This is a genomic window from Pseudomonas sp. PDM31, from assembly GCF_019218965.1.
Classification (GTDB): Bacteria; Pseudomonadota; Gammaproteobacteria; order Pseudomonadales; family Pseudomonadaceae; genus Aquipseudomonas.
Genome location: NZ_JAHUWS010000015.1, coordinates 36,532 through 51,054 on the forward strand (window position 1 = coordinate 36,532; position 14,523 = coordinate 51,054).

15 protein-coding genes and 4 tRNA genes are annotated in these 14,523 nt (G+C 58.6%); 9 read left to right on the top strand and 10 right to left on the bottom strand.

Annotated features, from left to right (window positions below):
* Positions 1–162 precede the first annotated feature (162 nt).
* A complete protein-coding gene (locus tag KW839_RS24405; protein ID WP_060543366.1) occupies positions 163–519 on the bottom strand; it encodes a BON domain-containing protein in 357 nt (118 codons plus the stop codon).
* A gap of 311 nt (positions 520–830) precedes the next feature.
* A complete protein-coding gene (locus KW839_RS24410; protein WP_060543365.1) occupies positions 831–1,247 on the bottom strand; it encodes a pilin in 417 nt (138 codons plus the stop codon).
* 225 nt (positions 1,248–1,472) lie between these two features.
* Between KW839_RS24410 and KW839_RS24415 the strand changes: the two genes are divergently transcribed.
* From KW839_RS24415 to yacG, 4 genes are read left to right on the top strand one after another with little or no spacing between them, the layout of a single operon-like run.
* Positions 1,473–2,690 (top strand): type II secretion system F family protein, encoded by a 1,218-nt coding sequence (locus KW839_RS24415; protein WP_218425718.1) that lies wholly within the window; start codon positions 1,473–1,475, stop codon positions 2,688–2,690.
* Between the two features lies 1 nt (position 2,691).
* Positions 2,692–3,564 (top strand): A24 family peptidase, encoded by an 873-nt coding sequence (locus KW839_RS24420; protein WP_218425719.1) that lies wholly within the window; start codon positions 2,692–2,694, stop codon positions 3,562–3,564.
* Positions 3,561–4,184, top strand: a complete 624-nt coding sequence (gene coaE, locus KW839_RS24425) for a dephospho-CoA kinase (RefSeq protein ID WP_060543362.1) — start codon at positions 3,561–3,563, stop codon at positions 4,182–4,184. The genes KW839_RS24420 and coaE overlap by 4 nt, the downstream gene beginning before the upstream one ends.
* Positions 4,181–4,381: a DNA gyrase inhibitor YacG gene (gene yacG, locus KW839_RS24430; protein ID WP_060543361.1), complete on the top strand. Its 201-nt coding sequence runs from the start codon at positions 4,181–4,183 to the stop codon at positions 4,379–4,381. The genes coaE and yacG overlap by 4 nt, the downstream gene beginning before the upstream one ends.
* A 32-nt stretch (positions 4,382–4,413) precedes the next feature.
* Here the strand turns inward: yacG and KW839_RS24435 are convergent, their stop codons facing one another.
* Complete coding sequence (locus KW839_RS24435) at positions 4,414–5,103, bottom strand: energy-coupling factor ABC transporter permease (protein ID WP_218425720.1); 690 nt, start codon at positions 5,101–5,103, stop codon at positions 4,414–4,416.
* Between the two features lie 137 nt (positions 5,104–5,240).
* Here KW839_RS24435 and KW839_RS24440 point away from each other — a divergent pair, with 137 nt between their 5' ends.
* From KW839_RS24440 to KW839_RS24455, 4 genes are read left to right on the top strand one after another with little or no spacing between them, the layout of a single operon-like run.
* On the top strand, positions 5,241–5,867 hold the full coding sequence (locus KW839_RS24440) for a DUF1780 domain-containing protein (RefSeq protein ID WP_007970534.1): 627 nt from the start codon (positions 5,241–5,243) through the stop codon (positions 5,865–5,867).
* Positions 5,864–6,391, top strand: coding sequence for an MOSC domain-containing protein (locus KW839_RS24445; protein ID WP_218425721.1), 528 nt, complete (start codon positions 5,864–5,866; stop codon positions 6,389–6,391). Before KW839_RS24440 ends, KW839_RS24445 begins: the two co-directional genes overlap by 4 nt.
* Positions 6,392–6,445: 54 nt before the next feature.
* Entirely contained in the window at positions 6,446–6,619 is a 174-nt protein-coding gene (locus KW839_RS24450; protein ID WP_060543358.1) for a DUF3094 domain-containing protein, read from the top strand.
* Between the two features lie 60 nt (positions 6,620–6,679).
* Complete coding sequence (locus tag KW839_RS24455) at positions 6,680–7,978, top strand: NAD(P)/FAD-dependent oxidoreductase (RefSeq protein ID WP_218425722.1); 1,299 nt, start codon at positions 6,680–6,682, stop codon at positions 7,976–7,978.
* A gap of 174 nt (positions 7,979–8,152) precedes the next feature.
* Here KW839_RS24455 and KW839_RS24460 read toward each other — a convergent pair.
* The 7 genes from KW839_RS24460 to rluD all read right to left on the bottom strand — a co-directional run bounded on the left by KW839_RS24460 (position 8,153) and on the right by rluD (position 13,249).
* Positions 8,153–8,229, bottom strand: a tRNA-Pro gene (locus tag KW839_RS24460).
* A 97-nt stretch (positions 8,230–8,326) separates the two neighbouring features.
* Positions 8,327–8,402, bottom strand: a tRNA-Lys gene (locus tag KW839_RS24465).
* Positions 8,403–8,407: 5 nt separating this feature from the next.
* Positions 8,408–8,484 (bottom strand) — tRNA-Pro (locus tag KW839_RS24470).
* 9 nt (positions 8,485–8,493) lie between these two features.
* Positions 8,494–8,569 (bottom strand) — tRNA-Asn (locus KW839_RS24475).
* 300 nt (positions 8,570–8,869) lie between these two features.
* Positions 8,870–11,434 (bottom strand): ATP-dependent chaperone ClpB, encoded by a 2,565-nt coding sequence (clpB, locus tag KW839_RS24480; protein ID WP_060543356.1) that lies wholly within the window; start codon positions 11,432–11,434, stop codon positions 8,870–8,872.
* Between the two features lie 130 nt (positions 11,435–11,564).
* Complete coding sequence (gene pgeF / locus KW839_RS24485; protein ID WP_218425723.1) at positions 11,565–12,290, bottom strand: peptidoglycan editing factor PgeF; 726 nt, start codon at positions 12,288–12,290, stop codon at positions 11,565–11,567.
* Entirely contained in the window at positions 12,287–13,249 is a 963-nt protein-coding gene (gene rluD / locus KW839_RS24490) for a 23S rRNA pseudouridine(1911/1915/1917) synthase RluD (RefSeq protein WP_007990414.1), read from the bottom strand. The genes pgeF and rluD overlap by 4 nt, the downstream gene beginning before the upstream one ends.
* Before the next feature lie 151 nt (positions 13,250–13,400).
* On the opposite strand from rluD, the gene KW839_RS24495 reads away from it, so the two are divergent.
* Positions 13,401–14,423 (top strand): outer membrane protein assembly factor BamD, encoded by a 1,023-nt coding sequence (locus KW839_RS24495; RefSeq protein WP_060543354.1) that lies wholly within the window; start codon positions 13,401–13,403, stop codon positions 14,421–14,423.
* Positions 14,424–14,523: the final 100 nt, after the last annotated feature.

The window sequence follows — 14,523 nt, forward strand, 5'->3', positions numbered from 1 at the left end:
GCAGATTTCAATCATTTGAATAGAACAGGCCCCGACACGAATGCCGGGGCCTGTAATGGCCACAATCCTTGTGGCCGTTCGCATGAACTCTTTGAAATGCGACAGGCGTATTCCTTGTCCCGTCTGTCGCGCCTTCTCCCGGTCCAGGCGAGAAGTCTTGCCTTATTCGGCTTTCAGGCCGTCAGCGGATACCGCTTTGACGCCTTTGATTTTTTTGGTGATGGCTACAGCGGTAGCTTTCTGAGAATCGGTAACCGCTACAGTCGACGATAGCGATACAACACCTTTGTTGGTTTCGACTTTAATGTCGGTGCCAGGAATACCTTTTTCGGTCAGCAGGTCACTTTTGACTTTGGTCGTGATCCAGGTATCAGAAGTAGCTTCCTGGGCTTTATCCACCTCACCTGTTGCCACAACCATAGGCGCCTGAGTGGCTTGGGCGTTCTGGGCAAATGCGGCGTTGGCCATAGTCAGGGTCAGCGCGGTTGCAGTAGCGGCAGCGATAGCGAACTTCTTCATACGTGTAACTCCTGTTTTTCTGAAAAGTCTGCCGGACGTCATCCCGGCAGGGTTACCAGGTATATTGCGAACGTTGTGCCAACTTTTCCGATTACAAATAATCCTTATAAATCAATAACTTAATAAATTGGTTCATTTTCGAAATCATGCAAAATGCATGAGTCGCAAAAACACTGCATGCAAGTTGCGGGTTCGTGAGAAGTTCCTAAACGCATGAATTTTTTAGGCTTTTTTCACGCAATTGAGAACACGTTCACGTACCCCTGCGCGCGATGAGAGTTAACGAGCAAGTCCGCTCCTGCCCCTTCATTTCAGGAAGCTGAACCGCTGCAACCTGCAGGAACGTAGTCTTTTTGGGCAGTACTCGCGCATGACCAACCATTGATAGCGTCACGGGTCAGGGTGATGGTTTTGCCCTGAACCAGTCCGGGAGCGTTGTGCAATGTACAAACAATGGCACCAGCCCCCGCCTCCCCCGACACGCTCAGTGTGCAATTGCTGGTCGCGGTGGCGCCGCCCGGTGCTACGTTGGCGAGCGTCGGAGTGTCCCCCTGATTGATGACATCCTCGAACGGCACCTTCATCGCGCTAATCTCCGCCAATCCGGCGGTGACTTTCGCCCGGGCCTGATATTTGGAATACATCGGCAAGGCGAACGTCGCCAGAATGCCGATGATCGCCACTACGACCAGTAACTCGATCAGGGTAAAACCTTTTTGATTGTTCATAGACAGTTCCATGTATGAATTGAAATCTCTCGATCCGGACCTCTATCAGCACAGGCTGTGCCAAGGCCCAACCCCCGACGGGCCGACGCTTGAGCGAAGAAAAACACCTCAGCGCCTCAGGAATCCGCACTATCTGACGTTTTTTGTCACCTTGGCGCCGCCGGTTTGGTTCCATCGGTTGACTAGGCTATAAGAGCAAATCAATCGGCTCACCCAGGACTGGACATGGCGGTCAAGGCAGTAAAAATCAGCGTATACGCATGGGAAGGCACAGACCGCAAAGGTGCGAAAATTACCGGTGAACTCAGCGCTCAGAGCCCGGCGCTGATCAAGGCAAAATTGCGCAAGCAAGGCATCAACCCCGGCAGGATCCGCAAGAAAGCCCCCTCGCTATTTGACCTGGGCAAGGGCGTCAAGGCCCGGGACATAGCCCTGTTCACCCGGCAAATGGCGACGATGATGAAGGCCGGTGTGCCATTGCTGCAGTCGTTCGACATCATCGGTGAAGGCTTCGATAACCCGGCCATGCGCAGGCTGGTGGACGATTTGAAACAGGATGTCGCGGCGGGCAATAGTCTCGCTGCCGCGCTGCGCAGGAAGCCGCAATACTTTGATGAGTTGTACTGCAACCTGGTCGACGCAGGCGAGCAGGCCGGCGCCCTGGATACCCTGCTGGAACGGGTCGCGACCTACAGGGAGAAGAGCGAAAGCCTCAAGGCGAAAATCAGGAAAGCCATGACCTATCCGCTGATGGTGGTGTTCGTCGCGATCATTGTCAGCGCCATTCTTCTGGTCAACGTGGTGCCGCAATTCGAGTCCATGTTCAAAGGGTTTGGCGCGCAACTGCCGGCCTTCACGGTGCTGGTCATCGGTCTGTCGCAATTCATGCAGGCCTGGTGGTGGATGGTATTTGCCGTGCTGCTCGCAGCAGCCCTGGGCCTTCGCCATGCCTTGCAGACCTCGCGCGGTTTTCGCGATAGAGCCGATGCCTGGCTGCTGAAGATGCCGCTGACAGGCACTTTGCTGTACAAGTCCGCCGTTGCCCGATTCGCCCGCACTTTATCGACCACCTTCGCCGCCGGCGTACCGCTGCTGCAAGCCTTGGAATCAGTGGCGGGCGCGACGGGAAACATAGTGTTCAAGCGCGCGGTCCTGCGCATCAGGCAGGACGTTGCGACGGGCATGCAGTTGAATTTCGCCATGCGCACCTGTGGCGTGTTTCCGAACATGGCGATTCAGATGACTGCCATAGGCGAAGAGTCCGGCACTCTGGACGCTATGCTCGACAAGGTTGCCAGCTACTACGAAGACGAAGTCGACAACATGGTCGATAATCTCACCAGCCTCATGGAGCCGTTCATCATGGTAGTGCTGGGTGTTATCGTCGGCGGCCTGGTAGTTGCGATGTACCTGCCCATTTTCCAACTCGGCTCAGCGATCTGACATGCCCTTGAACGAAATTCTGACCCATTACCCGCTGGCCTTCGTTGTTATCACAGGTGTGATCGGCCTGCTGGTCGGCAGCTTTCTCAATGTCGTGATCTGGCGCCTGCCCAGAATGCTCGAACGCGAGTGGCGCGTGCAGGCCCGGGACATTCTCGGGTTACCCGGGGAAACTCCGCTGCCAACCTACAACCTGGTACTGCCTCACTCCCAATGCCCACATTGCAGCCACCGCATTCGGGCCTGGGAAAATATCCCCCTGCTCAGTTATGTCTTTTTGCGCGGACGCTGCTCGGCCTGCTCGGCGCCGATCAGCAAGCGCTACCCGCTGACCGAATTGGCCTGCGGTCTGTTGTCAGCGTTCATTGCCTGGCACTTCGGTTTCGGTTGGCAGGCGTGCATGACGCTGGTGCTGAGTTGGGGGTTGCTGGCGATGAGCCTGATCGACGCCGAACATCAACTGTTACCCGATGTGCTGGTGCTGCCGCTGATGTGGCTGGGGCTCATCGTCAACAGTTTCGGCCTGTTCGTGCCGTTGCAAGAGGCGTTATGGGGCGCGATTGCCGGGTACACGCTGCTGTGGTCGGTGTTCTGGCTGTTCAAGCTGGTGACCGGCAAGGACGGCATGGGTCACGGTGACTTCAAGCTACTGGCGCTGCTGGGAGCCTGGGGCGGCTGGCAAATATTGCCTCTGACCATCCTGCTGTCTTCCCTGACAGGTGCCATTGTCGGCCTGATCTGTCTGCGCCTGGGCAACGCAAATACCTCGACACCGATCCCTTTTGGTCCCTGGCTGGCAATTGCCGGCTGGATTGCCTTGCTCTGGGGTGGTCAAATAACCGACTTCTATTGGCAGTTTGTCGGTTTGAAATGAATACCTCTGTGGAAAAACCCTGGATTCTCGGCCTGACCGGCGGCATCGGCAGCGGTAAAAGTGCGGCGGCCCAACACTTCATTGACCTGGGCATCCACGTCGTGGACGCCGATCATGCCGCGCGCTGGGTGGTGGAACCGGGGCGGCCGGCCCTGGCGCAAATCGCCGAACACTTCGGCCCCGGTGTACTGCAAGCCGATGGTCAACTGGACCGCGCCGCGTTGCGCAAATTGATCTTCGAAGTGCCGGAACAACGCCGCTGGCTGGAGGCACTCCTGCATCCGTTGATCGGCGAGGAAATCGCCCATCATCTGGCGCTGGCAAAATCGCCTTACGCAATACTGGTTTCACCACTGCTGATCGAGTCTGGACAGTACGCCATGACGCAACGGGTGCTGGTGATAGATGCCCCCGAACAACTGCAGATCGAGCGCACCCTGCAACGGGACCAGACCAGCGAACAACAGGTGCAGGCGATCCTCAAGGCCCAATCCAGCCGCCAGGATCGCGTGAGCCATGCCGACGACGTCGTGACCAATGACCGTGACCTCGCCTGGCTGCACAGTGAGGTCGAACGCCTGCATCACTTTTATCTTACTTTGCGTGGAGGCCAGTCATGAGCCAAATCCCAACCGTCGAATGTCCAACCTGCGGCGCCCCCGTGGAATGGAGCCCGGAGAGCAAATTCAGGCCCTTCTGCTCTGACCGCTGCAAACTCATCGACCTGGGCGCCTGGGCCTCGGAAGAACACAAGATCCCGGTCGCCCCCGATGCCGAGGACGAATTGTTCAGCGGCGACTTCGACCCGCGCCACTGATCCTGTGAAGACGTCGACGATTTCGGGCCTGGTCAACGCTTGGGATCGTCGTCTTTCCACGGCGCCGAAAGGTAGCGTGTGCGATTGAACGTCTCCAGCCATTCCGGGCAGAACACCACCAGGGCGCTGACCACCATGCCGTTGATGAACGCCTCGGGAAATATGATCAACCACAGGTAACCGACAAAGTCTTCCAGCCAGTAGGGCATGGCAAAGATCTCGTCGAACCACAGCAACCACAGGGCCAGCAGCAGACACAGCAACGCCGACAACGCTGCGGCAAAAAACCCGGAAACGAAGATATACACAAACGGGTTACGCGGTTGCGCACGCTCCACCAGAATCGCGCAGCACTCGGTGACCAGCACCGGCAGCGCGATCAACAGCGCGCCATTAACCCCCATCGCCGCCAGATCCTGACGCCCGAGCAGCACCAGGCCGATTTGTGCCACCAGACCACCGACCAGCGCCAGTGGCCAGTCCAGCAGCAGCGTTACCGCCGTCATGCCGATGAAGTGGTAAGACACGCCCGTGTCGAAATCGCGCCGCACCAGCCACAACAGAAACAGGGCAAATACCGTTCCGAACAGTAAATGCTGGCGACGGCTATCGGTGAACAACTCGACCCAGGGGGCACGACAAACGGCCCATAACAATACCGTCACGTATATGAGCCAGCCGACTATCAGCGTCTGCGCTGACAGCAACTCTGCGCCGATCATAAGGCTAACCCTTTGTGCTCCACTGCTGTCTCCTCGGCTGGTTCGGCTCGCTGTCCAGCAGTCTACTACGGTCACGAAATCGCTCCAGTCGATGCAATGCTTTCTGCTTGTCGCATTTGAACGCTAAGCTTGGGCCTATGGATGACTCAGATTACTTACGCCTGCTGACCATCGCGGCCGAGCAAGCCAACGCATTTTTGTCCAATGCCCGCAAATGGGAGCGGGAGCGTTGGGTCTGCCAGCGCCTGCTGCAAGGCCTCAACATTCCTTACCGCGCCGATGAGTTTGCCCCTGCCGGAGAACCGCCGGACGTGTTGTTTCGTGATGCCAGTTTCGAAGTGTTCTTCGTGCTCGACGAAGGCCGGCGTCTCAACGATGAATGGCGCGACGAACTGCAACGTCGGCGCAGCGCGTTTTCCCTGAGCCAACTGGTGCGTCGCGAGGCCAAGCCCCGAAGAATTCCCGCCAATGAGTTTTTGCTGCGACTGGCGCCAACCTTGCGCAAAAAAGCCCACAACTACAAAGAGCGCGGCATGGACCTGGGGGAACTGGACATCATTGCTTTCGCCAGCCTCAAACGTGAAGTGCTCGACCTCAACAGCCATTTCCCGCCACCCACCGAGTACCTGCGCCAGGGCTGGCGCTCGTTGTCACTGGTCGGGCCGACCTTCGCCCGCGTGCTGTTTGCCCATCCGGATGCGCCGGATTTCCTGCGCAGCAACCTGGGGCGCAGCATCGTATTCGACGTCGGCATCAGCCTGTGAGCCCACTGCAAGAATTACTCGCCGAAGTCCCGCAAACCGGCCGCGTGCGCTGGATCGGCGTACGCCCGCAACCCCACGTGTCGATGATCGAACTGGATGCCGTTGAGGCACGGCTTGAGGCCGGTCTGACTGGCGATCGTGCCCGGCCGGGGGTACGCAATACACGGCAGGTGACGCTGTTGCAGTGGGAGCATCTGGCAGTGATCAGTTCGCTGATGGGCCGCCCCGCCGATCAACCGGTGTTGCCCAATGATTTGCGGCGCAATCTCGTGATCAGCGGTATCAACCTGTTCAGCCTCAAAGGCCGTCGCTTCAGGATCGGCCAGGCGATTTTCGAAACCACGGGCTGGTGCCAGCCTTGCGCACGCCTGCAAAACAACCTCGGCCCAGGGACCTTTCAGGCCGTACGCGGACATGGCGGAATCACTGCCCGGGTGTTACAAAGTGGCATCATTCGCCTGGACGATTCGGTGAGCGTCGAGCCTATTCCGGACAGCGGCTATGCTCCGTTCAACGTTCGTTAAATCAGTCTGTAGCTTCTACACATTCAGCAACGTCTACTCCTGACGAGGCCTCATATGACCAGCCGCTTGAACCCCGACGACCAGAAGCATGTCGAAGAGTACCTGCATCTGTCCCAGCACCGAGTCGAGCGCCGGCCTTTCCGGCCGTGGATGCTCCTGGTGCTGGTGTTGGCAGTGACCATTGGTTTGGGCCTGTTAAGCCGATTTATCAGTTATCTGACGCTATGAGCTGCGTGGCGCTCGCTCGGGTAATTGCACCGATTTCTTTTAGCCTTGCGAGATATCCCCATGACTCATCGTATTGTCATCGTTGGCGGCGGCGCCGGCGGTCTGGAGTTGGCTACCCGTCTGGGTAAGACTCTGGGCAAACGTGGCACGGCCAGTGTGATGCTGGTCGACGCGAACCTGACCCACATCTGGAAACCGTTGTTGCACGAAGTGGCGGCCGGCTCCCTGAACTCCTCCGAAGATGAACTCAATTATGTGGCCCAGGCCAAATGGAACCACTTCGAGTTCCAGCTGGGGCGCATGAGCGGGCTCGATCGCACGCAGAAAAAAATCCAGCTGGCCGCCACCTATGACGAAGCCGGTCTGGAATTGGTCCCGGCCCGCGAAGTGGCTTACGACACGCTGGTCATCTCCGTCGGCAGCACCACCAATGATTTCGGCACCCTGGGCGCGGCTCAGCATTGCCTGTTCCTCGATACCCGCAAGCAGGCCGAGCGCTTCCACCAGCAACTGCTCAACCACTACCTGCGCGCCCATGCCGGACAGACTGACAAAGTCGAACAGATCAGCGTGGCCATCGTCGGCGCCGGTGCCACCGGAGTCGAACTGGCCGCCGAACTGCACAACGCTGCCCATGAACTGGCGGCTTACGGCCTGGACCGGATCAAACCGGAAAACATGCACATCACCTTGATCGAAGCCGGGCCACGGGTGCTGCCTGCCCTGCCGGAACGAATCGGCGGGCCTGTGCATAAAACCCTGGAAAAACTGGGGGTCAACGTCATGACCAATGCGGCAGTCAGCGAAGTGACGGCTGACAGCCTGATCACCGCTGACGGCAACGAGATCAAGGCAAGCCTGAAAGTCTGGGCTGCCGGAATTCGTGCGCCGGGGTTCCTCAAGGACATCGATGGCCTGGAAACCAACCGTATCAACCAGCTGCACGTGCTGCCGACCCTGCAAACCACCCGTGACGAGAATATCTTCGCCTTCGGAGACTGTGCCGCCTGTCCGCAACCTGGCAGTGATCGCAACGTGCCGCCCCGCGCCCAGGCTGCGCATCAGCAAGCCTCGTTGCTGGCCAAATCGCTCAAGCTGCGCATCGAAGGCAAGGCATTGCCGGAGTACAAGTACACCGACTATGGTTCGCTGATCTCGCTGTCGCGTTTTTCGGCTGTGGGTAACTTGATGGGCAACCTTACCGGTAGCGTGATGCTGGAGGGCTGGCTGGCGCGGATGTTCTATGTGTCGCTGTACCGCATGCACCAGATGGCGTTGTACGGGCCGTTCCGCACGGCGATGCTGATGCTGGGCAGCAAGATCGGGCGCGGGACTGAGCCTCGCCTCAAGCTGCACTAACTCGGTCTAGTGTGGGAGCGGGCTTGCTCGCGAAAGCGGTGAATCAGTCAATAAGTTGGTTGAGTGATACACCGCTTTCGCGAGCAAGCCCGCTCCCACATTGGCTTTGCGGGGCAATTGATTTCCTGTGGACAAAAAAAATCCCCGTATCTTTCGATACGAGGATTTTTAATATGGTCGGGGTAAGGGGATTCGAACTCCTGACATCCTGCTCCCAAAGCAGGCGCGCTACCGGACTGCGCTATACCCCGGTAAAAAAAAGGCGACCTTTCAAAGATCGCCTTCTTCGATCAGCGCTTTTGGCCTCTGATCTTAAGATTCGATCCCAGCGCTAACTGGTTTCAAAAATGGTGGGTCGTGTGGGATTCGAACCTACGACCAATTGGTTAAAAGCCAACTGCTCTACCAACTGAGCTAACGACCCAAAAATGGTCGGGGTAAGGGGATTCGAACTCCTGACATCCTGCTCCCAAAGCAGGCGCGCTACCGGACTGCGCTATACCCCGGTTTGAAATTGGCTCCGTGACCAGGACTCGAACCTGGGACCCAATGATTAACAGTCATTTGCTCTACCGACTGAGCTATCACGGAACTACATATTTCAATTTACAACTTTGAAGCTTTACTGCGTTCTCTTCGACCCGTTTGCATCGCTGCGTTCGTGTGTCTGAGGCGCGCTATTCTACAATCTTCAGAACCTCTGTCAACCCCCTAAATTGCTTTCAAGTTAATGATTTGCAACTTATTTTGGATTCCTGCTTGGGGAGCGGAAACCCTGGCGGGTGACTTACTGCGGGGCGCACTTTACAAGCCTTTTCCTTTGAGTTCAACAGCCTAACGAAAAAAAGGCCTCGCAATGCGAGGCCTTTTCGATTTTGTTGCCGTCGTGGATCAGACGAAGACGATTTCGTCGTTCTCCACAACCCCTTTGGCTGTGTCGCCCGGCAGGAATCGACCGGACAGAATCAGTTGTGCCAGCGGGTTCTCGATCCAGCGCTGGATCGCTCGTTTGAGCGGCCGTGCGCCATACACCGGGTCGTAACCTACCGCGATCAGCTTATCCATGGCCTCAGGGCTCAACTCCAGCTTCAGCTCGCGTTCGGTCAGACGACTGCGCAGACGACCCAACTGGATCTCGGTAATACCGGCGATCTGATCACGGGCCAACGGCTCGAAGATCACCACTTCGTCGACCCGGTTGATGAACTCCGGCCGGAAGTGCGAAGAAATCGCGTCCATTACCGCCGCACGCTGAGCTTCGCGATCACCCACCAGTTCCTGGATCTGCACCGAGCCCAGGTTGGAGGTCATGACAATCACGGTGTTCTTGAAATCCACCGTGCGGCCATGACTGTCAGTCAGGCGCCCGTCCTCCAGTACTTGCAGGAGGATGTTGAATACATCCGGGTGCGCCTTCTCGACTTCGTCCATGAGGATCACCGAATACGGCTTGCGACGTACGGCCTCGGTCAGGTAACCGCCCTCTTCATAGCCAACGTACCCCGGTGGCGCACCAATCAAGCGGGCCACGGAGTGTTTCTCCATGAACTCGGACATGTCGATGCGAACCATCGCCTCTTCAGTATCGAACAGGAACTCGGCCAACGCCTTGCACAGCTCGGTTTTACCCACACCGGTCGGGCCGAGGAACATGAACGAGCCGCTCGGGCGATTAGGGTCGGACAACCCGGCACGAGAGCGTCGCACCGCGTTGGAAACCGCAACCACCGCCTCTTCCTGACCTATCACACGCTGGTGCAACAGGCTTTCCATCTTCATCAGTTTGTCGCGCTCGCCTTCGAGCATTTTCGACACCGGAATACCGGTCCACTTCGACACGACTTCGGCGATCTCTTCTTCAGTCACCTTGCTGCGCAGCAGCTGGTTTTCGGGCTTGCCATGCTGGTCGACCATTTGCAGGCTGCGTTCCAGGTCCGGGATCACCCCGTACTGCAACTCCGCCATGCGGTTCAGGTCACCTTTGCGGCGGGCCGCTTCCAGCTCCTGACGGGACTGCTCGATTTTCTGCTGGATCTGCGCAGAACCCTGTACTTCGGCTTTTTCCGAGTTCCAGATTTCTTCGAGGTCCGAGTACTCACGCTCTAGACGTGCGATTTCTTCCTGCAATTTTTCCAGGCGCTTCTTCGCCGCATCGTCACTTTCTTTCTTCAGCGCCTGGGATTCCACCTTCAGTTGAATCAGGCGGCGTTCCAGACGATCCAGCACTTCCGGCTTGGAATCGATTTCCATGCGGATGCGGCTGGCGGCCTCGTCGATCAAGTCGATGGCCTTGTCCGGCAACTGCCGGTCAGTGATATAGCGATGACTGAGCTTGGCCGCCGCGATGATTGCGCCGTCGGTGATCGCCACCTTGTGGTGAACCTCGTAGCGCTCTTTGAGCCCACGCAGGATGGCGATGGTGTCTTCTTCGCTCGGCTCGTCCACCAGCACTTTCTGGAAGCGACGCTCAAGGGCGGCATCCTTCTCTATATATTGGCGGTACTCGTTGAGCGTAGTGGCACCGACGCAGTGCAGCTCACCGCGGGCCAATGCCGGCTTGAGCATGTTGCCCGCATCCATCGAGCCTTCACCTTTACCGGCGCCGACCATGGTGTGCAGTTCGTCGATGAACAGGATGATCTGCCCTTCCTGCTTCGACAGCTCATTGAGCAGGGATTTGAGGCGCTCCTCGAACTCACCGCGATACTTGGCACCGGCAATCAATGCCCCCATGTCCAGGGACAACAGGCGCTTGCCCTTGAGGCCGTCCGGCACTTCACCATTAATGATGCGCTGTGCCAGGCCTTCGGCAATGGCAGTTTTACCGACGCCCGGTTCCCCGATCAGCACCGGGTTGTTCTTGGTGCGGCGTTGCAGCACCTGGATGGTCCGGCGAATTTCGTCGTCGCGACCGATCACCGGATCGAGCTTGCCGTCTTCGGCGCGCTTGGTCAGGTCGACGGTGTACTTATCCAGGGCCTGCCGGGACTCTTCGTGGTTGGGGTCATTGACGGCCTCGCCACCACGCAGGTTGTTGATCGCGTTTTCCAGGGCTTTCTTGCTCACGCCCTGGCCGAGCAACAGCTTGCCAAGCTTGCTGTTCTCGTCCATGGCGGCGAGCAGCACCAACTCGCTGGAGATGAACTGGTCGCCCTTTTGCTGAGCCAGGCGATCGGCCTGGTTGAGCAGGCGCGCCAGATCCTGCGACATGTTGACGTCGCCGGTCGGATTCTGGATTTTCGGTAGCTGGTCGAGCTCTTTGGTCAGCTCTTTACGCAGGCTGTTGACGTCGAAGCCCACCTGCATCAGCAGGGGCTTGATCGAGCCGCCCTGTTGCTCGAGCAGGGCTTGCATCAAGTGCGCCGGCTCTATGGCCGGGTGATCGAGACCGACGGCCAGGGATTGGGCATCGGACAACGCTAACTGCAATTTGCTGGTTAAACGGTCTATACGCATGGGTCACCTTCCTTTTGAGCAGGCCGGACCTATAAAACGTCCTGAATGGAGAAACCTGCCAGATACCACAATAGATGCGGTCGATTCCGGGAGTTTCAAGCGTCGTGACGTTGATGTAGATCAACTGAGTCTAGCGTTCGAGCCAGATCAAGGAGGCGAATCGGCCAGTGCGAGGGGCGCGGCGATAGGAAAAGAAGCGAGGATCGGTCACGGTGCAGAAACCGCCACCGTAAACAGCGGTTACACCGCGAGCCGCCAGGCGCAGACGCGCGAGCATATAGATGTCAGCCATGAACTTGCCGGCGTTGGGACTGGGCACAAAAGCTTCAGCAGCCTGCGGTAACTGCTCGACGAAGGTCTCGCGCACTTCCGGGCCGACTTCAAAGGCTTGGGGTCCAATGGCCGGGCCGAGCCAGACCATTACTTCGGCAGGAGGCACGGCCAGGCTGTCGAGGGTGGCTTCCAGCACCCCTGCAGCCAGCCCGCGCCAACCGGCATGAGCTGCCGCGACGCGAGTACCGGCACGGTCGCAGAACAGCGCAGGCAGGCAATCGGCGGTCATGGCCGCACAGGCGATGCCTGGCGTTGCGGTCCAACTGGCGTCGGCCGCAACCACTCGGCCTGGATGGGCATGGGCCACGACAATGCCGTGGACCTGCTGCAGCCAGGCCGGTTGAATGGCGAAATGATCGGTCAGACGACGGCGATTCTCGGCCACAGCTTCAGGGCTGTCGTCGACATGATCGCCTAGATTGAGGCTGTCGAACGGCGCCAGACTGACGCCGCCCGCCCGGGTGGTGACACAGGCTTTTACCCCGGCCGGCGCGGGCCAGTCGGGAATCAGCCAGTCACTCATCCGATGAACGCCTCACGATCTTGCTTGAGCAGGGTCAGCAACCAGACGAAATCTTCCGGCAACGGTGATTCCCAGCTCATGCGCTTGCCGGTGGTCGGATGATCCAGTTCCAGGAAACGCGCATGCAGCGCCTGACGCGGGAAGTTTTTCAGCGACTCGACCATGGTTGGGTTGGCTGCCGGCGGGATACGGAAACGACCGCCGTAGGCAGGATCTCCGACCAACGGGTAGTTGATGTGCGCCATGTGCACGCGAATCTGGTGGGTACGACCTGTTTCCAGCTTCACCCGCACGTGAGTGTGGGAGCGGAAACGCTCGAGCACGCGGTAGTGGCTGACGGCTTGCTTGCCGCCTTCCATGACTGCCATGCGCTGACGTTGCTGGCCGTGACGACCGATTGGCGCGTTGATCTTGCCGCCAGCGGTGACCACACCAATCACGATGCACTCGTAGATCCGGCTGACACTACGGCTCTGCAATTGAGTGACAAGCTGCGTCTGCGCCTGAATGGTCTTGGCCACCACCATCAGACCGGTGGTGTCCTTGTCCAGGCGATGCACGATACCGGCGCGGGGCACGTTGATGATGTCCGGCACGTGGTGCAGCAGGGCATTGAGCAAGGTGCCATCGGCGTGACCGGCAGCCGGATGCACCACCAGGCCCGCGGGCTTGTTGATCACCAGGATGTCGTCGTCTTCGTAGACGATGTCCAGGGCAATATCTTGAGCGACCCATTCGCCCTGAGCTTCCTGCTCGGCAGTCAACTCAAGGATGGCACCACCGTGAACGATGTCTCGCGGGCGGATAACCGCCCCATCCACAGTCAGGCGGCCGTCTTTGATCCAGGCGGAAAGGCGCGAGCGCGAGTGCTCAGCGAATAATTGTGCGGCGACTTGATCGAGGCGTTGGCCGCCCAATTCGGACGGCACCTCTGCGCGAAGTTCAATTTTATCGGACATGCTCAGACTAGGCGTCGGCACAGCCTTTGGTTTCGGCTGCGCGCTTGTGGTTAAATACGGCGTCTTTTGCCCCGAGGCTATTCAACGGGGCGCTCATCATAACAGGACGGCCTCGCCCAAGACAGCGGCCGTCATAGGGACGCAAGCCGCCATGCAAGTGAAACACCTGCTGCTGATCGCCATCCTCGCATTGACCGCTGCTTGCTCATCGAAGGAAGTCGTAGACGAAAACCTCAGTGAAGTCGAGCTGTACCAACAGGCTCAAGCCGACCTGGACAATAGTAGCTACACCAGTGCCATCACCAAGCTGAAGGCTCTGGAGTCGCGCTATCCGTTCGGTCGTTATGCTGACCAGGCTCAACTCGAACTGATCTACGCCAACTACAAGAACACTGAGCCAGAGGCTGCCAAGTCCGCTGCGGAGCGTTTCATTCGCCTGCACCCACAGCATCCGAACGTGGATTACGCGTACTACCTCAAGGGTCTGACATCTTTCGACCAGGACGTCGGCCTGCTGGCGCGTTTCCTGCCGCTGGACATGACCAAGCGTGACCCGGGCGCCGCCCGCGACTCCTACAACGAGTTCGCCCAGCTGACCAGCCGCTTCCCGAACAGCCGCTACGCGCCGGACGCCAAGCAGCGCATGATCTACCTGCGCAACCTGCTGGCCGCCTACGAAATTCACGTTGCCGACTACTACCTGACCCGTCAGGCCTATGTCGCCGCGGCGAACCGTGGTCGTTATGTCGTGGAAAACTTCCAGGAAACCCCATCGGTCGGTGACGGCCTGGCGGTCATGACCGAGGCTTACCAGCGTCTGCACCTGGATGACCTGGCCGCGACCAGCCTGGAAACCCTGAAGCTCAACTACCCGGATCACCCAAGCCTGGAGGACGGCCAGTTCGTTCCGTCGGTGGCCGAAGCCGACAACCGTTCGTGGATGAGCAAGGCGACCCTGGGCCTGATCGAATCCCGTCCGCCGCTGCCGCCGGGAGAAACCCGCGCCAACCAGGACGTGCAGAGGCAGTACCAGGACGCCAAGGACGCGATCCCGAGCGAACTCAAGCCTAAAGACAGCAATGGCGAAGTGATCGAGGAAGAAAATCAGGAAGCCGAAGGCAACAACGAGGACCGTTCGTGGTTCAGCTACATGACCTTTGGCGTGTTCGACTGATATTTCGAAACGTATCCTGAAGGAGCGAGCCTTTGTGGTGAGGGGGCTTGCCCCCGCTGGACTTCGCAGCAGTCCTGTTTTTTCGGGCCGCTTCGCGACC